Here is a 22,509-nt window from a genome sequence, read left to right on the forward strand (position 1 = left end):
AGGTCAGGGCTTCCGGTAGCGGACATGCTCCGGACGGAAGCCCAGCCCCACCAGCCGCCCCGCCAGATGAGCGAGCAGCGGCCAGCGGGCGATGGTGCGGATGAAGGCGGGCGGACCTGAAGACGGGCGGGCGTCCGTCTCGCGCTTGCGCCGGTCCTTCTGCATCATCAGCTGGAGCTTCTGCGTCGCCTTGGTCGGGAAGGTCCGGCGCTTCTGCACGGCGGCGAGCGCCGCCTCATCCACGGCGCCCTTGAGCAGAGGTGCCGTCAGGATATTGGCGGCGGCCACGGCATCCTGAATGGCGAGGTTCACGCCCACGCCGCCAATGGGCGACATGGCGTGCGCGGCGTCCCCGATGCACAGCAGCCCCGGCTTCCACCATTGCGTCAGCCGGTCGATGCGCACCTGAAGCAGCGAAACGTCCGTCCAGTCCCGCACCTCATCCATGCGGGAGGCGGGCAGGGGAGAGACGGCCGCCACCGTCGCCCGGAAGGCGTCGAGCCCGGCGCGCTTCACCTCATCGAAGCTGCCCTTCTTCAGCACATAGCCGCACTGCCAGTAGTCGCCCCGGTCGATCATCACGAACCCCTGCCGGGGGCCGGCATGGCCCATGGTGTAGGGCGGATCGTCGCTCTGGCGGGAGAGCTTCATCCACAGCACATCGCGCGGACTGCCGAATGCCTCCACCGCGAGCCCGGCCTTTGCCCGCACCCGCGAATGGCGCCCGTCGGCCGCCACCACGAGACTAGCCCTTATCTCCATGGGGGCGCCATCACAGGTGGCCCTGAGGCCCACCACGCGCCCGTTCTCCTCGATGAGGTCCTCCACGGCCGTGGACATGAGCAACTGGAACGAGGGATAGCGGGCCGCCTGCCGGGCCACATAATCGAGAAAATCCCACTGCGGCATGAAGGCGATGAAGCGGCAGCGGGTGGGCAGGCGGGAGAAATCGGCGAGCGTCACATCCGTGCCGCCGATCTCCGCATGAAGCTTCGGCGCCTGCGTATGCGGCAGCTTCAGTAGGCCTTCCAGAAGGCCGATCTCGTGCATCACCTCCAGCGTGGAGGGGTGGATGGTGTCACCCCGGAAATCCCGCAGGAAATCCTTGTGCTTCTCGAGGACGATGACCTCGACGCCCGCCCGCGCCAGCAGCAGCCCGAGCATGAGCCCGGCTGGCCCCGCGCCCACGATGGCGCAGCGGGCGGTAAAGACGGTGGGGCAGGGAAGGGGATCGGTCATGCGGCGCAAGATGGCCTCTGCCTGCGGGGCCCGCAACTGGCCGCAGGGCCTGTTGGGCTGATCGGCGAAGTCGCCCGCTCGCCGCTTGTGTCTGTTGAACGAAACAACCCGCGCCGGATGCGGCACGGTTCAAGACCGGAAGGGATGTCAGAGGCCATGGTTTCCCGGAAAGGGAGACGCTTCATGACCCCATCCCCCCTGATCGAACCCGCGCAGTGTGCGCTCATCCTCGTCGACCAGCAGGCCGGCCTGGCCTTCGCCTCCGGATCTGCGGATGCGCAGATGCTGCGCAACAACGGCCTTGCCGCGGCGAAGACCGCCGTCGCCTTCGGCCTGCCGATCGTCGTCTCCACCTCGGCAAGCAAGGTCTATAGCGGGCCGCTCATGCCCGCCTTTCGCGCCGTGCTGCCCGATGTGGCACCCATCGAGCGCCGAAACATGAACTTGTGGGAAGACGAGGCCGCCCATGCTGCGGTCGTCGCCACCGGCCGCAAGACGCTCATCTTCGCAGGGCTTCTGACGGAGGCGTGCATCAGCTTTCCCGTGCTCTCCGCTCTCGCCGACGGCTACCGCGTTTTCGTGGTGGCCGACGCCTGCGGCGGACTGACGGCGACGAGCCACGATCTGGCGCTCCGGCGTCTTGAGGCGGCGGGCGCGACCCTGACCTCCTGGCTACAGATGCTGCTCGAACTCCAGCGCGACTGGACCCGCCACGACACCTATGAGGCCGCGCGCGCCATCGTCGTGGAGCATGGCGGAGGCTACGGCACGGGCCTCGCCTATGCGCGCGACATGATCAAGCCGGCCTGATCCTCGCGTGCCGGTCCGGCGCGCGCCATCCCGCGGCGCCGGACGGCGCCCCCGACCTGCACCCCCTATCCATCATCCCGATCCTGTGGAGAGCCTCCTATGACTGACGCCGCAATCCGACCGACCGTCGTTCTCGTGCACGGAGCCTGGGCGGACGCCTCGAGCTGGCGCGCCGTGATCCGTCTCCTGCAGCAGCGGGGCATCGACGTGGTGGCGGTTCAGAACCCCACCACCTCGCTTGATGCCGATGTCGCCGCGACCCGCTTGACCCTCGACAGCATCGCAGGGCCGGTCGTGCTCGCGGGCCATAGCTGGGGCGGTACCGTCATCAGCGAAGCTGGCAACGACCCGAAGGTGAAGGCACTGGTCTATGTGGCAGCCTTCGCGCCGGATGCCGGCCAGTCCACGGGCGATCAGGTGCGGGCGCATGCGGCCCCTCCCGGGCTCGGCGGCGTCGTGCCCTTCGGCGAGCACTTCCTGAAGATGAGCCCGGAAAGCTGGATCGCCAACGTAGCGCAGGATCTGCAGGAAGAAGAGGCCCGCATCCTTGCGGCCGTCCAGACCCCGCTCGCGCTCGTCACCTTCGAGGACAAGGTGAAGACCCCCGCCTGGAAGGACCGTCCGTGCTGGTACGTCCTGTCGACGCAGGACCGCGCCGTCAGCGTCGATCTTCAGCGCGCGCTCAGCACACAGCTCAAGGCTCGGACCGTCGAGCTGCCGGCGAGCCACATGTCCCTCATGTCCCACCCCGAGGCCGTTGCCGGGGCGATCCAGGGGGCGGTGGCGGCGGTGTCTGCGGCCTAAATCAGGAAGGCGCCGGAAACGCTGGCGACTCGCGCTTCACGTCCCGCCGTCGTACATGTTCGACGGGACGGGGCTGTCTCACGGGCGGGGACGGCATCGATCTCCGTTCGGTGGCCATGCCCAAAAGATCGACGCCCGGCGAACGCTTTCCGTACAGTCCGGCAATCAGCGATCCGATAGAGAAAGCGGCGCAGCGTCACACTGTCGGCCGGTGCAGAGCGGGTGCTGTGGCGCGTGTTACGACAAATCGGCCCGACGCCTCTAGCGTGTCGAAGGGAGGCGGCTGTAGGCGAATACCCACTCTTATACCGTGGCCGCGACCATCGGAAGGCGAGGCCCGCCGCAGCTCATGCAGACCATGATGGCGGAAGGGGTGGGATTCGAACCCACGGTGGGCTTGCACCCACGGCGGTTTTCAAGACCGCTGCCTTAAACCACTCGGCCACCCTTCCGAACCGGCGTCGCAGACCTCTTAGCCGATCCAGCGCCCCGGCGTCGAGGTCAGGCAGGTGCGGTCCAAGATTGTTGTGAATGACGCGCGGCGTCCCTCGATTCGAGCCCCGAACCCGGGCAGGCTTGTGCGAAGCTGAGGTTTGCCGCTCGGGCGGAAGGGAGCACAAAGCGGCGCGGGTGCTCGCAAAACGTGGCGGAACATTACAGGGCGTTTACCTTAATCACAGGCGCGCCGCATTTCTGCCTCGATTTCCGCACCTCTTGTGGCAAATTCAACGCAGGCATGCACAGTCTGCTTGCTTCGAAAAATCCGCCCATGAGGGCCGGGTGGGTTTCGGCGACAAGGACGCACATGACGCGAGAAACTCAGATCGTTTCCTTCGTTCGCGCTTCGCGGGGCACCGTCGGCGTGGCGGCGCTCTGCCTGTCGCTCGCCGCCTGCAGCTCCGCCGGGAAGCTCGCGAGCCAGATCGATCCGAAATATGGCGTGTCGGCGAGCCCCAAGGTGGTCGCCGACGGCCAGCCCGTTCCCAAGGGCGGCGGCACCTACCGCGTCGGCAAGCCCTACGTGATCGCGGGCCGCACCTACGTCCCGCAGGAAAACCCCGACTACAAGGCGGAAGGCGTCGCCTCCTGGTATGGCGATGATTTCCACGGCCGCCTGACGGCCAATGGCGAGGTGTTCGACCGCACCTCCATCTCCGCCGCCCATCCCACGCTGCCCATGCCGAGCTATGTGCGCGTGACGAACATCCAGAACGGCCGCTCGATCATCGTGCGCATCAACGATCGCGGCCCGTATCACCAGAATCGCGTCATCGACGTGTCCCATCGCACCGCCGACCTGTTGGGCTTCTCGTCCAAGGGCGTGGCGCGCGTGAAGGTGGAATATGTCGGCCGCGCGCCGCTCGACGGCTCGGATGACCGCAAGCTCGTCGCCACCCTGCGGGACGACGGCTATCCGGCGCAGGTGCCGGCCAATTCCGCGGTGCAGGTGGCATCCGCCGCGCCGTTCGTGCCGGAAATCGCTCCGGTGATGCCGCGCACCGCCTCCAGCGAAATCCCCGTGCCGCTCCAGCGCCCGTTCGATCTCGGCCATGCCGATGCCGGCGATCAGGTGGCCGATGCGCAGCCGGCGGCTCCGACCCGCCGCACGGCGTCGGTCTCGTCGGATGCCATCAGCGCTCAGCTCGCCAAGGCCGATGTGACGGCGCCTGCCAGGTCAGGCACCGTGGCACCAAAGGTCGCCTCGGCCGCCAATGCGTCGCAGGCCATCCACAGCGCGACGGGCGGCTCCGCCCCGACCGGCTGGAACGTTGGCCCTGCGCCGGTTTCCGGCCTCAGCTATTCCGGCGTGACGTCGTCGCGCTGATCCGTAACGGGTGCTCCGGGGGGGCGTCCATGACGTTCGAAATGTGTCACGAGCAGCCCCGGTCGGGGCGCTCCGCAGGAATGAAGCGCCGCCGACCTCTCGGTCTGGCGGCGTTTTTGTCGGCGGGCGCCGGCGCGTTGCTGACGGTGGTGGCTGCGCTGCTGCCGCTTCAGGCGGCCCGCGCCCAAACGGCGTTCCAGACAGCGGTGCCCGAGGCGACGCTGGTGGATTTCGCTTCCGGCACGATCCTGTTCGAGAAGAATGCGCAGGGGCGCGTGGCGCCCGGCGGCATCGTCAAGATCATGACGGCGGCGGTGATCTTCGATCAGATCCGCGCCGGCAAGATCACCCTCGATACGCCCTTCTATGTGAGCGAGAACGCGTGGCGGCGCGGCGGCGGCCCGTCGGGCGGCGCGGCCATGTTCGTGCCGGTGAAGAGCCAGGTGCGCGTGGGCGACCTGTTGCAGGGCGCGCTCGTGGTCTCGGGCAATGACGCGGCCATCGCTCTGGCGGAAGGCCTCTCTGGCACGGAGAGCGAGTTCGCCCAGCGCATGAATGCGAAGGCGGCGGAACTCGGCATGTCCGGTTCGCAGTTCCGCAATGCCACGGGCTTTGCCGATCCCGACCAGTTCACCAATGCCCGCGACATGGCGGTGCTGGCGCGCTCGATCATCCGCAACGATCCCGAACTCTACAAGATTTTCGCCGTACCCGACATCGAGTGGAGCAAGATCAAGCAGCGCAACCGCAACTCGCTGCTGAATGCCGGCATCGGCGCCGACGGCCTGCACATGTCCTGGGTCAAGGATGCCGGCTATCACCTCGTCGGTTCGGCGGTGCAGGGTAACCAGCGGCTGATCGTCGTGGTGATGGGCGCCAAGACCGAGAAGGAGCGGCTGGAAGAGGCCCGCCGTCTGCTCGAATGGGGCTTCCATTCCTTCCAGTACAAACTGCTGTTCGCCGGCGACACCGAAGTCGGACGCGCCAGCATCTGGGGCGGGGCGGCAGGCTCCGTGCCGCTCGTCACCGGTTCGGAACTCTCGTTGCTGCTGCCGCGCAACAGCCAGGAGAAGCTGGTGGCCCGTGTCAGCTACAAGGGCCCGCTGCGGGCGCCGGTGGCCAAGGGCACGGAGGTGGGGCGCCTCGAACTGACGCGCGGCCAGCTCAAGGTGCTGGACGTGCCGGTCTATACGGCCGCCGATGTGCCTGTGGGCACACTGTGGCAGCGGGCGCTCGACGGCGGCTGGACGGTCGCGGGCGACGCGGCGCGGGACCTCACCACGCAGGTCATGGCGAAGTTCCGCAAATGAGTTCCGCCCGCGGGCGCTTCATCACGCTGGAAGGCGGAGAAGGCACCGGAAAGTCCACACAGGCCCGCCGTCTCGCCGCTGCCCTCCAGAAGGGCGGCCTCGAGGTGGTGCTCACCCGCGAACCCGGCGGCTCGGTGGGCGCGGAGGCGGTGCGCCATGTGCTCCTGTCAGGCGCGGCCAAGGACTTCGGCCCGCAGGGTGAGGCCCTCCTCTTCGCTGCTGCCCGGGCCGACCATGTGGACAGCCTCATCCGCCCCGCTCTGGCTGCCGGCAAGTGGGTGATCTGCGACCGCTTCATCGATTCCACGCGGGTCTATCAGGGCGCGGTCGGCGCTGTGCCCGGAGCGCTGCTGGACAGCCTCGAGTGGGTGGCCGCTGCCGAGGCGCGGCCGGACCTCACGCTTGTGCTCGACGTGCCGCCGGAGGTGGGCCTTTCCCGGGCTGCCGGGCGCGGGGAGGGAGCAGACCGGTTCGAGAGCGAGGGGCTTGCCTTCCACACCCGCGTGCGGGATGCCTTCCTCGAACTGGCGAAGGCTGATCCCGCCCGCTGTATCATTGTGGATGCCTCGGGCGGCCCGGATGACGTGGCGGCGCTCGTCTGGTCCAGTGTCCGCGAACGGCTGGTCCCTCCGGAAAAGCCTTTGGCGGCCAAGCCCGCCGTGACGCGCAAGCCGGCCGGAAGCGGCCGCCGCCTGACTCGTTGAGCGAAGGAGCAGATCTTGGCGCGTGCACCCGCCCCGAAGGATGACGGCGAGGCGCTGGAGGGCGATGTTCTGTCCGGCGCACCGCATCCCCGGCGTCAGGATCGGCTGTTCGGTCATGCGGAAGTGGAAGCCGACCTCATGGCGGAATGGCGCTCGGGCCGCCTGCCGCACGGGCTGCTGATCGGCGGGCCGGAAGGGGTGGGCAAGGCGACCCTGGCCTACCGCATCGCCCGCTTCGTCCTGTCGGGCGGCGCCGCGCCCGCCTCGCAGCACAGCTTCGATGTGCCGGAGAGCCACCCGGTCTGGCGCCAGGTGGCGGCGCTTTCCCATCCAGACCTCCTGGTGCTGCGGCGCGTGCCGGAGCCGGGCGAGGAGAAGATCCCCACCGTCATCCCCGCCGAGATGGTGCGCAAGGTACGCAATTTCTTCGGCGCGACAGCGGGTTCCGGTGGCTGGCGCGTGTGCATCGTGGACGCGGTAGATGATCTCAATGCCTTTGGTGCCAATGCGCTTCTGAAGACGCTGGAGGAGCCGCCCCCGCGCGCGCTGTTCCTGCTGGTGACGCACGCGCCGGGCCGCGTGCTGCCCACCATTCGCTCGCGCACCCGCGCGGTGCGGCTGAAGCCGCTAGGCGGCGCGGAGGTGCTTGCGGCGCTCGATCATCTGGCGCCGGCTCTCGCGCTGGAGGAAGCGGACCTGCCGGCGGCGGCCGCCGCCAGCGGTGGCAGCGTGCGGCGGGCGATCGTGCTCGCGCGGGGCGAGGGCATGGAGGTGCGCGCGGCCACCCAGCGGGCGCTGGAACAGTTGCCGCAGCCGCGCATGGAGGAGCTTCACGCCCTCGGTGCGCGCTTGCAGGGCGACCGGGGCGACGGGCTCGACCTCTTTCTCGAGACGGTGAGCGACTGGATCGCGGCGGAGGCCACCTCGGGCCTTGCCGGGCGTGCGCGCCTTGTCCGGCTAGGCGAGGTGTGGGAGAAGGTGAGGCGAAGCGGCGCTGAGGCGGACATCTACAATCTTGACCGCAAGGCGCTGGTTTTTCGGATTTTCACCGAGCTCGCGGAGGCCGCGCGCGCCTGAAATGGGCGCGGCCCGCATCCCGCCGGTCTTTTGTTCGGACGTGCCCCGATGTCTTCCAAGCGGCCCTTCTACATCACCACCGCCATCGCCTATCCCAACGGCGTGCCGCACATGGGCCATGCGTATGAGGCGATCGCCACCGACTGCATCGCCCGCTTCAAGCGGCTCGATGGCTATGACGTGCGCTTCCTCACCGGCACGGACGAGCATGGCATCAAGATGCTCCAGACCGCCCAGAAGGCGGGCCTGACGCCGCGCGAGCTGCTGGACCGCAACGTGCCCGCCTTCAAGGCCATGGGCCCGGCCTTCAACCTCTCCAATGACGACTTCATCCGCACCACCGAGGAGCGGCACATCAAGTCGTCGCAGGCCATATGGGAGCGCATGGCGGCGAAGGGGGACATCTACAAGTCCACCTATTCCGGCTGGTATTCCGTGCGCGACGAGGCCTATTACGCCGAAGACGAGACCACGGTGAACGAGCAGAACGTCCGGCTCGGCCCGCAAGGCACGCCGGTGGAATGGGTGGAGGAGGAGAGCTATTTCTTCCGCCTCTCCGCCTATCAGCAGAAGCTGCTCGACTTCTACGCCGCCAACCCCGGCTTCATCATGCCGGAGGCCCGGCGCAACGAGGTGGTGAGCTTCGTCTCCGGCGGCCTGCAGGATCTCTCCATCTCGCGCACCACCTTCGACTGGGGCATTCCGGTGCCCGGCGATCCGGCGCACATCATGTATGTGTGGGTGGACGCGCTGACCAACTACATCACCGCGCTCGGCTATCCCGACACGGATGCGGAGCTGTTCCGCAAGTTCTGGCCGGCGGACCTGCACGTCATCGGCAAGGACATCATCCGCTTCCATGCGGTCTATTGGCCTGCCTTCCTGTGGTCGGCGGGGCTGGAGCCGCCCAAGCGCGTGTTTGGCCACGGCTTCCTGTTCAACCGCGGGGAGAAGATGTCGAAGTCGGTCGGCAACGTGGTCGATCCCTTCGGCCTCGTTCAGACCTACGGCGTCGACGCCACGCGCTATTTCTTCCTGCGCGAGGTCTCCTTCGGCCAGGACGGCTCCTACAGCCACGAGGCCATCGTGAACCGCATGAATGCGGATCTCGCGAACGACCTCGGCAACCTCGCCCAGCGCTCGCTGTCGATGATCTCGAAGAATCTCGACGGCGTCGTGCCGGAGCCCGGCCCGCTCTCGCCGGAGGACGAGGCCATCCTCGCGCTCGCGGACGGCATGCTGGAGAAGGCCCGCGAGGCCATGGAGGTGCAGGCCATCCACCAGTATCTCGCCGCCGTCTGGGCGGTGGTGGCAGAGGCCAACCGCTATTTCGCGGCCCAGGCGCCCTGGGCCCTGCGCAAGACCGATCCCAAGCGCATGGAAACGGTGCTCTGGACCACGGCCGAGGTGATCCGTCAGGTCGCCATTCTTGCCCAGCCGGTGATGCCGGAGAGCGCGGGCAAGATGCTGGACCTCCTGGTGGTGCCTGCGGAGCAGCGTGGCTTCGATGTGTTGGGCGGTGCCTTCCGCCTGCCGGGCGGCACGAGCATCCCGGCTCCGACCGGCGTGTTCCCGCGCTATGTCGAGCCGGAAGCGCCCGCCGCCGGCTGAACGTCTGCGATCAGAAGACCAAAATGACAAAGGCCCGACGCGCTGCGCCGGGCCTTTGCTTTTGGGGCGCGCCTACGTGCAGATCACTCGTTGATCGAGGCGCCCGAGGCCTTGACGACCGGCCCCCATTTGGCGAGTTCCGCCTTCACATGGGCCGCCAGCGCATCGGGCGTGCTGCCGACGGAGACGGCACTGATATCGGCGAGCTTGGCCTTCACGTCCGGATCGGCGACGGCCGTCGCGCCGGCCTTGGCCAGCTTGTCGATGATGGCCATGGGCGTGCCGGCCGGGGCGAAGATGGCGTTCCAGCTATAGGTTTCATAGCCGGGCAGGCCGGATTCCGAGACGGTGGGCAGGTCCGGCGCGGCGGGCGAGCGCTCCTTGGTGGTGACGGCGAGGCCGACGACGGAGCCCTTGCGGATATGGCCGATGGCCGAGGGCAGGTTGTCGAACATGATCTTCACCTGACCGCTCACCACGTCCAGCATGGCCGGGCCGGCGCCCTTGTAGGGCACGTGCACCATCTTCACGCCCGCCATGCTCTCGAACAGCGCGCCGGAGAGGTGCAGCGGCGTGCCGATGCCCGAGGAGGCATATTCATATTTGCCCGGATTGGCCTTCAGCAGGGCGATCAGCTCTTCCGTGGTCTTCACGTTCAGCGAGGGGTGGACGATGACGACATTGGGCACGTTCACCAGCAGCGAGACCGGGGCGAAGTCCTTCACCGGATCGTAGGGCATCTTGGCGTAGAGGGCGGGATTGATGGCGTGCGTCGCCACCGTCCCCATCAGCACCGTGTAACCGTCAGGTGTCGCCTTCGCGACCGCCGCCGCGCCGAGATTGCCGCCGGCGCCGCCGCGATTGTCCACGATCACCTGCTGCTTCAGGATCTCGCTCATCTTGGCGGCGATGATGCGGGCGACGATGTCCGTCGAACCACCGGCCGCGAAGGGCACGATGAGGCGGATCGGCCGGTTGGGATAATCCTCCTGCGCATGCAGGGGGCCGCAGATCAGGGCCAGCGCGAGAGCCAGCAGGGCCGTCAGACGTGTCATGGCGTTCCTCCAAACGCGGCATGCCGGGCATGCCGTAGGGGAATTAGGAGGGTGAGTGCCGTTACGTCAACTTTCCGCGGAGATACCAGCGTCGCCGCGACGCGGTGCCCCTCAATCGCCGGCGCCTTTGGTGGGGATGCGCTCCACCAGCAGAAGTGTCGCAGCCGCCAGAAGAACCTTCACTCCTGCACCGGGCAGGAAGGGCACGAGCCCTTTCTCCACGGCGAGTGGAATACCTATTTTCGTGGCCAGCCAGCCGACGCCGATGGCGAGGAGAATGGCGTGGCCTAAAGCCATCAGGCCAATCAGCGACAGGGTCGTATGCCGGCTGCGCTCCGCCAGATATCCCACCACCAGCGCGGTGATGAGAAAGCCGGCCAGATAGCCGCCCGTGGGGCCGAGCAGGACAGAAATGCCGCCCTTCGCGCCCGAAAACACCGGCAATCCGAGAAGGCCCACCACGAGGTAGGCCAGCGTGATCTCGACCGCGAGGCGCCATCCGGCGAGGGCCGCGAGGGTCACCAGGGCATAGCTCTGCAGCGTCATGGGGACAGGCACCATGGGCACGTTGACCTGCGCACTGCCTGCGAGGGCTGCACTGCCGACGGTCACCAGCAGGAGGCGCGCGACGCGCGAGCGGAAGGCGATGCGGGCGAGCGGAATGGTCATTTGGACGGCTCCTGACGATCCTCTCTCGGTCAGGGCGGGGCACGAGGCAAGCACAAAGCGCTGCGCGGCTCGACGGATGTCCCCCCAGCGCTTATGTGAGGCGCACGTGCCTCGCCCCACCAGAGTTGCCTGATCCGTCATGCTCGTCGACAGCCACTGCCACCTCGACTTTCCCGATTTCGCCGCTGAGCTTCCCGACGTGGTGGCGCGCGCCAAGGCGGCGGGGGTGTCGCACCTCGTGACCATTTCGACGCGGGTGAAGCGTTTTCCGGAAATCCTCGCCATTGCCGAGCGCTTTGACGAGGTGAGCTGCTCGGTGGGCACCCATCCCCATCAGGCGGCGGAGGAACTGGACATCACCACCGCCGATCTGGTGCGGCTGTCCGCCCATCCCAAGGTGGTGGCGATCGGCGAGGTGGGGCTCGATTATCATTACGACAACAGCCCCCGCGAGGCGCAGGCGCACGGCTTCCACACCCACATCGCCGCCGCGCGCGAGACCGGCCTGCCGCTGGTGATCCATGCCCGCGAGGCGGATGATGACGTGGCCGAGATCCTTGAGACCGAAAGCGCCAAGGGCGCCTTTCCCTTCCTCCTGCATTGCTACACAGGCGGAGCCGATCTGGCGCACCGCGCGGTGAAGCTGGGCGGCTATGTCTCCTTCTCCGGCGTGATCACTTTCAAGAAGAGCGAGGACCTGCGTGCGCTCGCCGCCAGCCTGCCGCAGGACCGCCTGCTGGTGGAGACGGACGCGCCCTTCCTCGCGCCGACGCCCCATCGCGGCAAGCGCAACGAGCCGGCCTTCGTGCGCAACACGGCGATGGTGCTGGCGGAAACGCTTGGCGTGAGCCTTGAGGAGATCGGCGCCGTCACCACGGAGAATTTCTACAGGCTGTTCTCCAAGGCGCGGCGGACATAAGCCTCGCACGCGTCGACGTCCCCGCGCCAAAAGGACAAGAACCGGAGGAAATGCGCTTGGACCACGATCATTATGCGGACGCCTACATTCGGCGGATCCTGGACGGGGTGAAGACCATCGCCATCGTGGGCGCGAGCGCCAATGCGGTGCGCCCCTCCTTCTTCGTGACCAAGTATCTCGCCGAGCGCGGCTATCGCGTCTTCCCGGTCAATCCGGGGCAGGCGGGCAAGGAGATCGCCGGCCTGCCGGCCTACGCGCGGCTGGCGGACATTCCCGAACCCGTCGATATGGTCGACGTCTTCCGTGCCTCCGAGCACGTGCCGCAGGTGCTGGAGGAGGTGCTGGCTCTTTCGCCGCCCCCGAAGGTGCTCTGGCTCCAGCTCGGCGTGCGCCACGACGAGGTGGCCCGCAAGGCGGAGGCCGCCGGTCTGAAGGTGGTGATGAACCGCTGCCCCAAGATCGAGTACGGCCGGCTGTCCGGCGAGATCGGATGGACCGGCGTCAACAGCCGCACCATCTCTGCGAAGAGGCCCAAGCGGCTGGGGCAGGGCGTGCAGCGCCTCTCCATCAGCCGTACATCGACACCGCCCGAATAGCGCGGACGGAGCCGTCCGCGGTTAATTAACTCACCCGATCTGGTAGGTGTGGAAATTAACGCCACACCGCTGCATGATCCATAATTGCACGATCAAATCATGTTCGTCGTGCACATAAGCGCATCCGCCGGGCGGCTTCCGGCGCGGTGCCATACGGAGAGGCAAGCCCATGAGCGAACGCACGCCCGGTTTTTCCACCCTCGCCATTCACGCGGGGGCTCAGCCCGACCCCACCACCGGCGCGCGGGCAACGCCCATCTACCAGACCACCTCCTTCGTCTTCGACGACGTGGACCATGCGGCGGCACTGTTCGGGCTCCAGACCTTCGGCAACATCTACACGCGCATCGGCAACCCGACCGTCGCTGTGCTGGAGGAGCGGGTGGCGGCGCTGGAAGGCGGCACGGCGGCGCTTGCGGTCGCATCCGGCCATGCGGCGCAGCATCTGGTGTTCCACACGCTGCTGACGTCTGGCGACGAATTCGTCGCCTCGCGCAAGCTCTATGGCGGCTCCATCAACCAGTTCAACCATGCCTTCAAGAGCTATGGCTGGAACGTTGCCTGGGCCGATCCCGATGACGTGTCCAGCTTCGAGCGGGCCATCACGCCGAAGACCAAGGCGATCTTCATCGAGAGCCTCGCCAACCCCGGCGGCATCGTCACCGACATCAAGGCCATCTCGGCGGTCGCGAAGAAGGCGGGCATCCCGCTGATCGTCGATAACACGCTGGCGACGCCCTACCTCTGGCGGCCGATCGAGCATGGCGCGGACATCGTCATCCATTCCGCCACCAAGTTCCTGGGCGGTCACGGCAACTCCATCGGCGGCGTGATCGTGGACGCGGGCACGTTCGACTGGACGGCCAGCGGGCGCTATCCCTTCCTCACCCAGCCCCGGCCCGAGTATCAGGGCATCGTGCTGCACGAGACCTTCGGCAATTTCGCCTTCGCCATCGCTGCCCGCGTCCTGGGCCTGCGCGATCTCGGGCCGGCGCTCTCGCCCTTCAATGCCTTCCTGATCCTCACCGGCATCGAGACGCTGGGACTGCGCGTGCAGCGCCACAGCGACAATGCGCTGGCGGTGGCCAATTTTCTGAGCACCCATCCGGCAGTGGAAGGGGTGAGCTATGCGGGGCTGCCGGGTGACCGCTACCATGACCTCGCCAAGGCCTATCTGCCGAAGGGCGCGGGTGCGGTCTTCACCTTCCGGCTGAAGGGCGGCTATCAGGCGGGCGTGAACCTCGTCTCCAATGTCGAGCTGTTCTCGCATCTCGCCAATATCGGCGACACCCGCTCGCTCATCATCCACCCCGCTTCCACCACCCACCGCCAGCTCTCCGACGAGCAGAAGACGCTGGCCGGTGCCGGTCCCGAGGTGGTGCGTCTGTCGGTGGGCATCGAGGACGTGGCGGACATCATTGCCGATCTCGATCAGGCGCTTGCGAAGGCCTGAGGCGGCTCGCGCCCGCGCTGGCCGGATGGCCGGCGCGGGTATCCATCAGTTGCGCGCGCCGTGGACCTCGCGGGCGAGCGCGAGCCAGGCGCGGGCGGCGTGGGACAGATAACCGCCCCTGCGCCAGACCAGCGCCATGTGCCAGGCGGTGTCCGGCTCGTCCAGCAGCACCCGGGCAACGCCCGGATGGTGGCGCTGCTCGGCGATCATGCGGGGCAGGAAGGCCGTGCCGAGGCCCGCTGCCGCCAGCCCCACGAGGAAGTCGATCTGGCCGCTGCGGGCGGCAATCTGGGGGGTGATTCCCTGCTTCTGGCAGGCCTCCCGCAGTACCTTGTTGAGCGCGAAGCCTTCCTCGAAGAAGAGGAAGGGCGAGGCGGCAAGATCGGCCAGCCGGCAGGATGCGGCGCCGGCCAGGGGGTGGGTGTCGGCCACCAGCGCCACCAGCGGCTCGTCATGCACCGACTGCCACTCGAATTCGTCGGTGATGGGCAGGAGCGATCCGGCAAGGTCGAGATCGCCGGCGAGGATCATCTCCTCGAGACGTGCGCTGCCGTGTTCCACGAGCTGGATGTCGATGCCCGGATAGCGGCTGCGGTAGAGCGCGAATAGCGGCGCATAGAGGGTATCGCTGCCAAGCGGCGGCAGGCCGAGGCGCAGGCTGCCACGCTTGAGGCCGCGCAACTCCCCGAGTTCGGCCACCAGATCGTCCCGCTCGGCCAGCATGGTCACGGCGCGGCGATAGACGATCTCGCCCGCGGCCGTCAGCCGGCTCTTGTGCCCGACGCGGTCGAGCAGGGGGACACCCAGCTCGTCCTCCAGCTGCTTCACCGCCTTGCTGATGGTGCTCTGGGTGGCGAAGACGGCCTTGGCGGCCTGGGAAAAGCCGCCCTGCCGGACCACCTCCACGAAGGCGCGGAGTGTGCGCAGTTCCATTGATATTCCGATCGCGACTGAAATAAATTCGTCCAATTCATTTTACGCATGATGCGTTGCAACGTAAAGTGCAGGGCAAGTCGGATGAACCGGCGCCTTCCAGCATTTACATGGTTTTCCCATGCCCCGTTCCCTCAGTACCCGCCTCTCCATGTTGCACCGCACCCGCCCGGTGCAGATCGCCGTTCTCGGCGCCTTCTGGTTCTTCGGCGATACGGCCGCGCGCGCCATGGGCCTGCCCATTCCCGGCGGCGTCATCGGCATGCTGGCGCTGCTGACGCTGCTCGGCACCGGCCTGATGAAGGTGACGAGCGTCGGCGGCGGCGCGAAGGTGCTGCTGGCGGAAATGCTGCTCTTCTTCGTGCCGTCCGTTCTCGCCGTGCTCGACCACCGCGAGTTCATCGGTGCCGTCGGTCTCAAGATCGCCGCCGTGATCTTCGTCGGCACGGTCATGGTGATGGTGGTCACGGCCCTCACCGTGGACCTCTGCTACCGCTGGCAGGCCCGTCATGCCTGATGCCTTGCAGAGCCTTCTGGGCGCGCTGTTCTGGTCGCTGGTGACCATCGGCTGCTACGCGCTGGCGCGGCTCATCAATCAGAAGGCGCGGGCCTGGTGGTCGTCGCCGCTGATGCTCACGCCGGTCGCCGTGGGCGCCATCGTTGTCCTGCTGCACACGGGCTATGCCTCCTACATCCAGGGCACGCACTGGCTGGCGCTGATGATGGGTCCGGCGACGGTTGCCTTCGCCATTCCGCTCTATGAACACCGCGCCACCATCCGCAAGCATTGGCCGGTGCTGCTGGCGGGCGTCGCCATCGGCAGCATCACCGCCATGGGAACGGCCTTTGCGCTCGCCTACTGGCTGGACATTCCCTCCGTGCTGAGGGCGAGCCTCATGCCCCGCTCCACCAGCACGCCATTCGCCATGGCGGCCTCCAGCGAGATCGGCGGCATGCCGGAACTGACCGCCGTCTTCGTCATCATCACCGGCGTGACCGGTGCGGCGGTCGGCGAGACGCTGCTGCGCTTCATGCCCGTCCGCTCCTCGCTGGCCCGTGGTGCGGTGCTCGGCATGGGCGCCCATGGCGCAGGCGTCGCCAAGGCTCACCAGATGGGATCGGAAGAAGGGTCCATCGCCGGCCTCGTGATGATCCTCGCCGGCTGCTTCAATCTGCTCATGGCGCCGATCGTGGCGATGGTCATGGGCTGAGGCGCATCTCCGCGCCAGCCTGATCCCCGATCGGCAGAACCGCCCGCGCAGGTGCCGCTGCGCGGGCGGTTTCGTTTGTAGCGTCTTGGGCTCAGGCCACGATCTGGCGGCGGTTGCTGTCGCTGGCGTGGATCATGGCCGCGATAAGCACCAGCGTCGCGCCCAGTTGATGGGCCAGCGCCAGATCGAGCGGCACCATGTGCACCAGCGTCAGAATGCCGAGCATCGCCTGAGCCGCCACCAGCGCGAACACAAGCGCGGCGCGGCGGGCGGCGGTGCCGCCGAGGCGGAGGCAATCCAGAAGGTGCAGGAAGGCCAGCGCGAAGATGAGATAGGCGATGCTCCGGTGCACGAACTGAACCGTCATCGCGTTCTCGAAGAGATTGCGCCACAGCGGCTGCATGGCGCCGAGCTGACCGGCGGCGGGCACCAGATGTCCGTCCATCAGCGGCCAGGTGTTGAAGGACATGCCGGCATCGAGGCCGGCCACGAGGCCGCCGGCGAAGGTCTGGAGCAGGACGAGGCCGACCAGCACACGCGCCGTCAGCCGCACGCGATCGGGCAGGGCCTGCGCAGCAAGGGGGGAAAGGCTGCGGGCCACGGCAACGATGGCGGTGAGGATGATGCACGCGAGCGTCAGGTGGACGGCGAGGCGATACTGGCTGACGGACGTGCGCTCCGTGAGGCCCGAGGCCACCATCCACCAGCCCACCGCGCCCTGAAGACCGCCGAGCAGGAACAGTCCGAAGCAGCGGGCGAGCAAAGTGCCGCGCAGGGCGCCGGTCAGCGCGAAATAGAGGAAGGGGAGGAAGAAGGCGAGGCCGATGACACGGCCGAGCAGGCGATGGCCCCATTCCCACCAATAGATGGTCTTGAAGGCTTCGAGGCCCATGCCCTTGTTGAGGATTTCATACTGGGGAATGGTCTTGTAGCGGTCGAACTCGGCCTGCCAGTCCGCCTCCGAGAGCGGTGGCAGGGCGCCCGTTATCGGCTTCCACTCGGTGATGGAGAGGCCGGATTCGGTGAGGCGGGTCGCGCCGCCCACCACCACCATCAGCACGATGAGGGCGGCCACCGCATAGAGCCAGACCTGGACCGCGCGAGGTGACCGCGCCGCGACAGGCGCGCCGGCGAGAGCCATGCCTTGTGCCTGCGACATCGGTTTCCCTTCTCCTCGATATTCCTGCCCCCTGCGTTCCGTTATAGAGCAGGAAGGGGCCGTGCAAGGCGGCGCGCGGTCGCCGCCGATGACAGGCCCGTGTGGCGGGCGGCATCGGTGCCGGTCAGGACCGTATTGATGTGCCGGTGGAAGTTGAGGAATGCCGGCTAAAGCCTTGTTCTGCCGGTGATGTTGTTCACGAGCACGGGGAGGGGCCATGCGTCAGCGGGTGCGCAAGTTGATCGGAACGGTCCTGCTGCTGGTGCTGGTGGTCGTCTGGGCAGTGAGCGCCATGGCGCTGGCCCAAGGCCGCGTGACCGATCTGCCGTGGGCGTGGCAGACGGTGAGCTACATCCTGCTCGGAACGCTCTGGGTGATCCCCGCCGGTCTGCTGATCCGCTGGATGGAGCGACCCGATCGCCCGCGCCCGTCCTGAGCCGTCAGGCGGCTTTCGGCGCCGGCGCCCGAAGGGGCTCGGAGAGCGAGGGGCGGGGCAGGAGCGGCGAGGGAAGGCTGTCCGGCTGGCCGTCCGCATCCAGGCGCAGCGGCAGCATGGCCACGTTGGTGAAGCCTTCCGCCGCCAGCACGTCATAGGTCTCAACCGCAGCGGTCGGCACGGCCATGTCCTCATGAATGGCGATCAGCAGCGGCGCGAGGCCTGCCAGCCGGGTCGCTCCGGCGGTGCCGGCGAGCGGCGGCGCCGCCACGATGACCCGCCGATAGGTTCGGCGCAGCGCATCGAGGATCAGCGGCAGCCGGTCGGCTCCGACCACGCGCGGCCCTCCGAGACTGTCACGGCCCGGCGGGATGAGATGCGCCCGCGAGCCAGGATCGCGATGGATCGCCTCGCTGAAGCCGGCAACGCCGAACAGCAGTTCGGCCACGCCGGGTGCGCGCGGGTCGGTCAGCACATGGGCGAAGGCGGGCGCTTCGCCGTCGAGGGCCACGAGAACGATCTGGTCCTCGCCCTCCGCCAGACGCCGGGCGAGCGCAACGGCGCAGGTGGCCGCGAGGTCCGGCAGATCCTCGGAGGTGAGCACCACCAGATCATTCTGTCCGGCGGTCGCCACCGTCTCCACGAGGCGCTCGATGGCGGTATGCGGGCCGAGGCCGTCCCCCAGCGCCGAGCGCAGCCAGGCGACGCGGCGGTCTGTGGGAATCTCGCGCGGCAGGATGCCCTCCGCCACACGCCCCTCCGCACGCGGCGCACGGCGGCCGGTGTGCAGCGACAGGAGCGTGAGCAGCACGCCGGCCCCGGCGAGGAGAAGCCCCGGCACGGGCGTCGGCATGTCAGGCAGGCGACTCGCCTGTGCCGCGTGGGCAAGGCGCAGGGGCGGGGCGGGATCGTGCGCGCCTTCCAGTCCGCCGCGCACGCTCGCATCGAGGGAGAGCAGCGTGCCCGCATAGGCATCGGCCACGCGGGCGGCAAGGCCCGCATCCGCAAGGGTGACGGTGATGTCCACGCCGCGTCCGCCCTGGATGATGGTGGTGCGCACCGCCGTGTCGAGCACGCGGACCGCGCGGGCGGCGAGGGCGCCGTCATCGGCGTCCGCGCGCCGCCACAGGGCGGTGAGCCGCAGGCCCGACTGGTCGGCGATACGCCGCATGTCGCGGGCGCCAAGGGTCCGGGTGACGTCGAAGGCCACCGCGCGGGACTGAACCAGTTGCGTGACGCCGCGCACCACCGCCGTCGGCGGCGGCATGGCGGCATCGAACGTCAGCTCCGTGCGGGCGCTGTAGCGCAGGGGCAGCAGCGTGCAGACGAGGAGAAGACCGAGCGCGATCCAGCCGGCCCAGAGGGCACGCCGCACGAGCGTGTCCTGCCGGGAGCCATCGGTGTCGAACCGCTCTTCGCAGGCGAGGGCCATGCATGCGCTCCTGCGTCCCCGCCAGAGTGCGGGAGACGTCCGATTTCAGGGTGCGCCTGCATGGTTGATGAAGTGTAAATTGTCGCTCAGCGGTCTTCCCATTGCGGTGTGCGCTTGCCGATCACCGCCGAAATGCCCTCGTCCGCATCCCGCGCCATCATGTTCTCCGCCATGACGCGCGACGCATAGGCATAGGCGTCATCAAGACCCATCTCGGCCTGCGCATAGAAGGCGGCCTTTCCGAGCTTCACCGGGACCCGCGATTTCGAGGCGATCTTCTGTGCGAGTTCCAGAGCCAGCGCTCGCGCCTCGCCGGCCGGGGCGATTCGGTTGACGAGACCCATGCGATGAGCCTCGGGCGCTTCGACCCATTCGCCGAGCAACAGCATCTCCATGGCGTGCTTGCGCCCGACGGAGCGGGACAGCGCCACCATGGGCGTGTGGCAGAAGAGGCCGATGTTCACGCCCGGCGTGCAGAAGCGGGCGCCGGCCCCGGCCACCGCGAGGTCGCAGCTCGCGACCAGTTGGCAGCCGGCGGCGGTCGCCATGCCTTCCACGGCGGCGATCACCGGCTGGGGTTGGCGGACGATCTGGGTCATCAGCGCCGAGCAACGGGCCAGAACAGATTCGAAATAGGTACGACCGCGATCGTTGTCGCTGCGATGCGCCTGAATTTCCTTCAGGTCGTGGCCGGCGGAGAAGACCGGGCCTTCGGCGTCCAGGACAATGGCGCGAACGCTGGCGTCATCGGCCAATTCTGTCAGCGCGCCAGACACATCGGCCATCATGCCGTCGGAGAGGCTGTTGCGGCTGGCCGGCCGGGCGAGGGTGAGGATCGCAACGCCGGATGCGCGCTGTAGTCGGATAAATCCCCAGGAAGCTTCCATTTCGGATGCAGACGCTTCGCTCATTTCCGTCCTCCCGGTATTATGTAGGGGTATTGCTGCGCTTTATGCAGGTTTCAAACAAGCTTGCTCGTGTCATATGTAAGCTACACAGGGAGTGGAAGAACGATGCTGTCGGTTAGCGGCACCGCTATGTCGGTGAGTGACATGGAGGAATTCCTCGCCCGGGAATACCCTCAGTCGTTCGGTCCCGGCCGCCACCACCGCATTGAAGCCATTGCGCCCGGCGCAGCCACCGTCCGGCTGGAGGCGAGCAAGGAGCATCTGCGTCCCGGCGGCACCGTGTCCGGTCCCGCCCTCATGGCGCTCGCCGACATCACCATGTACGTGGCGCTGCTTGCCGAACTCGGCCCCATCACGCTCGCCGTCACTACCAATTTGAACATCAATTTCCTGCGCAAGCCCGAGCCCGGTGCGGTGATCGCGGACGCGCATCTCATCAAGGTGGGCAAGCGACTCGCTGTCGGCGAGATCGGCCTGCGCACCTCCAAGAGCCATGAGCTCGTCGCCCACTGCGTGGCGACCTATTCCATCCCCGCCCACTCCTGACCTCGATCAAGGTGCCTGACGTCGCGTTTGTCCATCCTCGGGTGCAACCCGGAGGAGAACAAAAGCGATGGCGTCCAGGTCCATCCTGATCATTCAGGGGCATCCCGACCGCGCCGGCGGACATCTGTGCCACGGGCTCGCCGATGCCTATGCGGCGGGCGCGACCTTGGCCGGGCATCGGGTGATGCGCGTGGACGTGGCCCGGCTGGAGTTCCCGGTGCTGCGCTCGCAGGCGGCCTTCGAGATGGACGCGCTTCCCGAGAGCCTCAATGCCGCGCGGGATGCGCTGATTGCGGCCGATCACGTGGTCATGCTCTTTCCGCTCTGGCTCGGCACCGTGCCGGCGCTTCTGAAGGCGTTCCTGGAGCAGTTGCTGCGTCCCGGCCTTGCCTTCCTGCCCGGCGATCATTCCTTCCCGAGCGCGCTCCTCACCGGACGGTCGGCACGCCTCGTCGTCACCATGGGGACCCCCGCTTTCGTCTACCGCTGGTTCTTCGCCGCCCATGGGGCCAAGAGCGTCGATCAGGGTATCCTGTCCTTCTGCGGCATGAGTCCCGTGCGGCACACCTATTTCGGCCGGGTGGACCAGGCCACGCCGGCGGAGCGGCAGGGCTGGCTGCTGAAGATGCGACAGCTCGGTGAACGGGCGATGTGAGCGGCAAAGGCCCGGAAAAACAGACGTTATCCAGTGGTGTTATGGCACCATTTTTATAAGCCATTGAAATACATGGAATATTATGCGCATGTGTCCGTTGACCGTTGCGCGGGCCTCCGTTAGAAGCCCCATACCGTCGGATCGCGCGGCAGATGCCTGCGCAACCCGGCCTCCTCATTTGGAAACGCATCCATGAAGACGTATTCGGCCAAGCCTGCCGATATCGAAAAGAAGTGGGTGGTGATCGACGCGACCGGCCTCGTTGTGGGCCGCCTCGCCACCGTCATCGCCATGCGCCTGCGCGGCAAGCACCGCGCCACCTTCACCCCCCACGTGGACACCGGCGACAACGTCGTGGTGATCAATGCGGAGAAGGTGGTGCTCACCGGCCGCAAGCGTGACCAGAAGGTCTATTACCACCACACCGGTTTCCCGGGTGGCATCAAGGAGCGGACTGCCAAGTTCATCCTCGACGGCCGGTTCCCGGAGCGCGTGATCGAGAAGGCCGTGGAGCGCATGCTCGCCCGTGGTCCGCTCGGCCGCAAGGTTCTCGGCAACCTGCGCGTCTACAAGGGCCCGACCCATCCGCATGAGGCCCAGCAGCCCACCGTCCTCGACGTGGCCGCCCTCAACAGCAAGAACGTGAGGATCTGACCATGGCCGAGGTTCTTTCGTCCCTCGACGCTCTTTCCGTCGCCAACGAGGCGCCGGTCCACGTCCAGAAGCTGGACAAGTTCGGCCGCGCCTATGCCACCGGCAAGCGTAAGGACGCGGTTGCCCGCGTGTGGGTCCGTCCCGGCACCGGCAAGATCATCGTGAACGACCGTCCGGTCGAGGTGTACTTCGCCCGCCCCGTGCTGCGCCTCATCATCAACCAGCCCTTCGCGGCTGCGGCCCGCGAGGGCGCCTATGATGTGGTGTGCACCGTTTCCGGCGGCGGCCTCTCCGGTCAGGCCGGCGCGCTGCGTCACGGCATCTCCCGCGCGCTCACCTTCTACGAGCCCGAGCTGCGTGGCCCGCTGAAGAAGGGCGGCTTCCTGACCCGCGACAGCCGCGTGGTCGAGCGCAAGAAGTACGGTCGCGCCAAGGCCCGCCGCAGCTTCCAGTTCTCGAAGCGCTGATCGGTCCAGGAGCTTTACGGCTTTGCGAAGCGGCGG

Annotated in this window: 24 protein-coding genes and 1 tRNA gene; 17 read left to right on the forward strand and 8 right to left on the reverse strand. The window is 67.5% G+C overall.

From position 1 onward, the window contains the following. Positions 1 to 3: 3 nt before the first annotated feature. Entirely contained in the window at positions 4 to 1,239 is a 1,236-nt protein-coding gene (locus DFO45_RS05090; RefSeq protein ID WP_133864035.1) for an FAD-dependent oxidoreductase, read from the reverse strand. Positions 1,240 to 1,422: 183 nt separating this feature from the next. Here DFO45_RS05090 and DFO45_RS05095 point away from each other — a divergent pair, with 183 nt between their 5' ends. Continuing rightward, positions 1,423 to 2,049, forward strand: coding sequence for a hydrolase (locus DFO45_RS05095; protein WP_133864036.1), 627 nt, complete (start codon positions 1,423 to 1,425; stop codon positions 2,047 to 2,049). 99 nt (positions 2,050 to 2,148) lie between these two features. Next, on the forward strand, positions 2,149 to 2,853 hold the full coding sequence (locus DFO45_RS05100; RefSeq protein WP_133864037.1) for an alpha/beta hydrolase: 705 nt from the start codon (positions 2,149 to 2,151) through the stop codon (positions 2,851 to 2,853). Between the two features lie 362 nt (positions 2,854 to 3,215). Here DFO45_RS05100 and DFO45_RS05105 read toward each other — a convergent pair. Next, a tRNA-Ser gene (locus DFO45_RS05105) sits at positions 3,216 to 3,305 on the reverse strand. 353 nt (positions 3,306 to 3,658) lie between these two features. On the opposite strand from DFO45_RS05105, the gene DFO45_RS05110 reads away from it, so the two are divergent. The 5 genes from DFO45_RS05110 (at position 3,659) to metG (ending at position 9,380) form a co-directional block, all read left to right on the forward strand. Then, positions 3,659 to 4,678: a septal ring lytic transglycosylase RlpA family protein gene (locus DFO45_RS05110; protein ID WP_133864038.1), complete on the forward strand. Its 1,020-nt coding sequence runs from the start codon at positions 3,659 to 3,661 to the stop codon at positions 4,676 to 4,678. Positions 4,679 to 4,794: 116 nt separating this feature from the next. Beyond that, positions 4,795 to 5,988 carry a D-alanyl-D-alanine carboxypeptidase family protein gene (locus DFO45_RS05115; RefSeq protein WP_245517956.1) on the forward strand — a complete coding sequence of 398 codons (1,194 nt, stop codon included), beginning with the start codon at positions 4,795 to 4,797 and terminating at the stop codon, positions 5,986 to 5,988. Next, positions 5,985 to 6,692, forward strand: coding sequence for a dTMP kinase (gene tmk / locus DFO45_RS05120; protein ID WP_133864040.1), 708 nt, complete (start codon positions 5,985 to 5,987; stop codon positions 6,690 to 6,692). The genes DFO45_RS05115 and tmk overlap by 4 nt, the downstream gene beginning before the upstream one ends. 15 nt (positions 6,693 to 6,707) lie before the next feature. Then, positions 6,708 to 7,769, forward strand: a complete 1,062-nt coding sequence (locus DFO45_RS05125) for a DNA polymerase III subunit delta' (protein WP_245517957.1) — start codon at positions 6,708 to 6,710, stop codon at positions 7,767 to 7,769. A 48-nt stretch (positions 7,770 to 7,817) separates the two neighbouring features. Continuing rightward, a complete protein-coding gene (gene metG / locus DFO45_RS05130) occupies positions 7,818 to 9,380 on the forward strand; it encodes a methionine--tRNA ligase (RefSeq protein WP_133864041.1) in 1,563 nt (520 codons plus the stop codon). 83 nt (positions 9,381 to 9,463) lie between these two features. On the opposite strand, the gene DFO45_RS05135 is transcribed toward metG, so the two are convergent. Together DFO45_RS05135 and DFO45_RS05140 are read right to left on the reverse strand one after the other, a co-directional pair. Continuing rightward, complete coding sequence (locus tag DFO45_RS05135; protein ID WP_133864042.1) at positions 9,464 to 10,435, reverse strand: tripartite tricarboxylate transporter substrate binding protein; 972 nt, start codon at positions 10,433 to 10,435, stop codon at positions 9,464 to 9,466. Positions 10,436 to 10,546: 111 nt separating this feature from the next. Continuing rightward, positions 10,547 to 11,104 (reverse strand): biotin transporter BioY, encoded by a 558-nt coding sequence (locus tag DFO45_RS05140; protein ID WP_166657050.1) that lies wholly within the window; start codon positions 11,102 to 11,104, stop codon positions 10,547 to 10,549. Positions 11,105 to 11,243: 139 nt separating this feature from the next. Here DFO45_RS05140 and DFO45_RS05145 point away from each other — a divergent pair, with 139 nt between their 5' ends. The 3 genes from DFO45_RS05145 to DFO45_RS05155 all read left to right on the forward strand — a co-directional run bounded on the left by DFO45_RS05145 (position 11,244) and on the right by DFO45_RS05155 (position 14,072). Further along, positions 11,244 to 12,023: a TatD family hydrolase gene (locus DFO45_RS05145; protein ID WP_133864044.1), complete on the forward strand. Its 780-nt coding sequence runs from the start codon at positions 11,244 to 11,246 to the stop codon at positions 12,021 to 12,023. A 56-nt stretch (positions 12,024 to 12,079) separates the two neighbouring features. After that, positions 12,080 to 12,619, forward strand: coding sequence for a CoA-binding protein (locus tag DFO45_RS05150; protein WP_133864045.1), 540 nt, complete (start codon positions 12,080 to 12,082; stop codon positions 12,617 to 12,619). 169 nt (positions 12,620 to 12,788) lie between these two features. Continuing rightward, entirely contained in the window at positions 12,789 to 14,072 is a 1,284-nt protein-coding gene (locus tag DFO45_RS05155; RefSeq protein ID WP_133864046.1) for an O-acetylhomoserine aminocarboxypropyltransferase, read from the forward strand. A 45-nt stretch (positions 14,073 to 14,117) separates the two neighbouring features. Here the strand turns inward: DFO45_RS05155 and DFO45_RS05160 are convergent, their stop codons facing one another. Beyond that, positions 14,118 to 15,005 (reverse strand): LysR family transcriptional regulator, encoded by an 888-nt coding sequence (locus DFO45_RS05160; protein ID WP_043879241.1) that lies wholly within the window; start codon positions 15,003 to 15,005, stop codon positions 14,118 to 14,120. Positions 15,006 to 15,126: 121 nt separating this feature from the next. Here DFO45_RS05160 and DFO45_RS05165 point away from each other — a divergent pair, with 121 nt between their 5' ends. Together DFO45_RS05165 and DFO45_RS05170 are read left to right on the forward strand one after the other, a co-directional pair. Beyond that, entirely contained in the window at positions 15,127 to 15,522 is a 396-nt protein-coding gene (locus DFO45_RS05165; protein WP_012170709.1) for a CidA/LrgA family protein, read from the forward strand. Next, on the forward strand, positions 15,515 to 16,216 hold the full coding sequence (locus DFO45_RS05170; protein WP_133864047.1) for an LrgB family protein: 702 nt from the start codon (positions 15,515 to 15,517) through the stop codon (positions 16,214 to 16,216). The genes DFO45_RS05165 and DFO45_RS05170 overlap by 8 nt, the downstream gene beginning before the upstream one ends. 91 nt (positions 16,217 to 16,307) lie before the next feature. On the opposite strand, the gene DFO45_RS05175 is transcribed toward DFO45_RS05170, so the two are convergent. Continuing rightward, positions 16,308 to 17,375: a COX15/CtaA family protein gene (locus DFO45_RS05175; RefSeq protein WP_245517958.1), complete on the reverse strand. Its 1,068-nt coding sequence runs from the start codon at positions 17,373 to 17,375 to the stop codon at positions 16,308 to 16,310. Between the two features lie 217 nt (positions 17,376 to 17,592). On the opposite strand from DFO45_RS05175, the gene DFO45_RS05180 reads away from it, so the two are divergent. Further along, complete coding sequence (locus tag DFO45_RS05180; protein WP_012170712.1) at positions 17,593 to 17,811, forward strand: DUF2842 domain-containing protein; 219 nt, start codon at positions 17,593 to 17,595, stop codon at positions 17,809 to 17,811. Positions 17,812 to 17,815: 4 nt separating this feature from the next. Here the strand turns inward: DFO45_RS05180 and DFO45_RS05185 are convergent, their stop codons facing one another. Together DFO45_RS05185 and DFO45_RS05190 are read right to left on the reverse strand one after the other, a co-directional pair. After that, on the reverse strand, positions 17,816 to 19,243 hold the full coding sequence (locus tag DFO45_RS05185; protein ID WP_133864048.1) for a hypothetical protein: 1,428 nt from the start codon (positions 19,241 to 19,243) through the stop codon (positions 17,816 to 17,818). Positions 19,244 to 19,329: 86 nt separating this feature from the next. Then, positions 19,330 to 20,130 carry an enoyl-CoA hydratase gene (locus DFO45_RS05190; RefSeq protein ID WP_245517982.1) on the reverse strand — a complete coding sequence of 267 codons (801 nt, stop codon included), beginning with the start codon at positions 20,128 to 20,130 and terminating at the stop codon, positions 19,330 to 19,332. A 126-nt stretch (positions 20,131 to 20,256) separates the two neighbouring features. Between DFO45_RS05190 and DFO45_RS05195 the strand changes: the two genes are divergently transcribed. The 4 genes from DFO45_RS05195 (at position 20,257) to rpsI (ending at position 22,473) form a co-directional block, all read left to right on the forward strand. Next, positions 20,257 to 20,697 (forward strand): PaaI family thioesterase, encoded by a 441-nt coding sequence (locus tag DFO45_RS05195; protein WP_043879244.1) that lies wholly within the window; start codon positions 20,257 to 20,259, stop codon positions 20,695 to 20,697. 67 nt (positions 20,698 to 20,764) lie between these two features. Beyond that, positions 20,765 to 21,352, forward strand: a complete 588-nt coding sequence (locus tag DFO45_RS05200) for an NAD(P)H-dependent oxidoreductase (RefSeq protein WP_133864050.1) — start codon at positions 20,765 to 20,767, stop codon at positions 21,350 to 21,352. Between the two features lie 192 nt (positions 21,353 to 21,544). Next, a complete protein-coding gene (rplM, locus tag DFO45_RS05205) occupies positions 21,545 to 22,006 on the forward strand; it encodes a 50S ribosomal protein L13 (RefSeq protein WP_012170717.1) in 462 nt (153 codons plus the stop codon). Positions 22,007 to 22,008: 2 nt separating this feature from the next. Next, complete coding sequence (rpsI, locus tag DFO45_RS05210; RefSeq protein WP_012170718.1) at positions 22,009 to 22,473, forward strand: 30S ribosomal protein S9; 465 nt, start codon at positions 22,009 to 22,011, stop codon at positions 22,471 to 22,473. The last annotated feature ends 36 nt before the right edge of the window (positions 22,474 to 22,509 follow it).

The organism is Azorhizobium sp. AG788, assembly GCF_004364705.1.
Classification (GTDB): domain Bacteria; phylum Pseudomonadota; class Alphaproteobacteria; order Rhizobiales; family Xanthobacteraceae; genus Azorhizobium; species Azorhizobium caulinodans.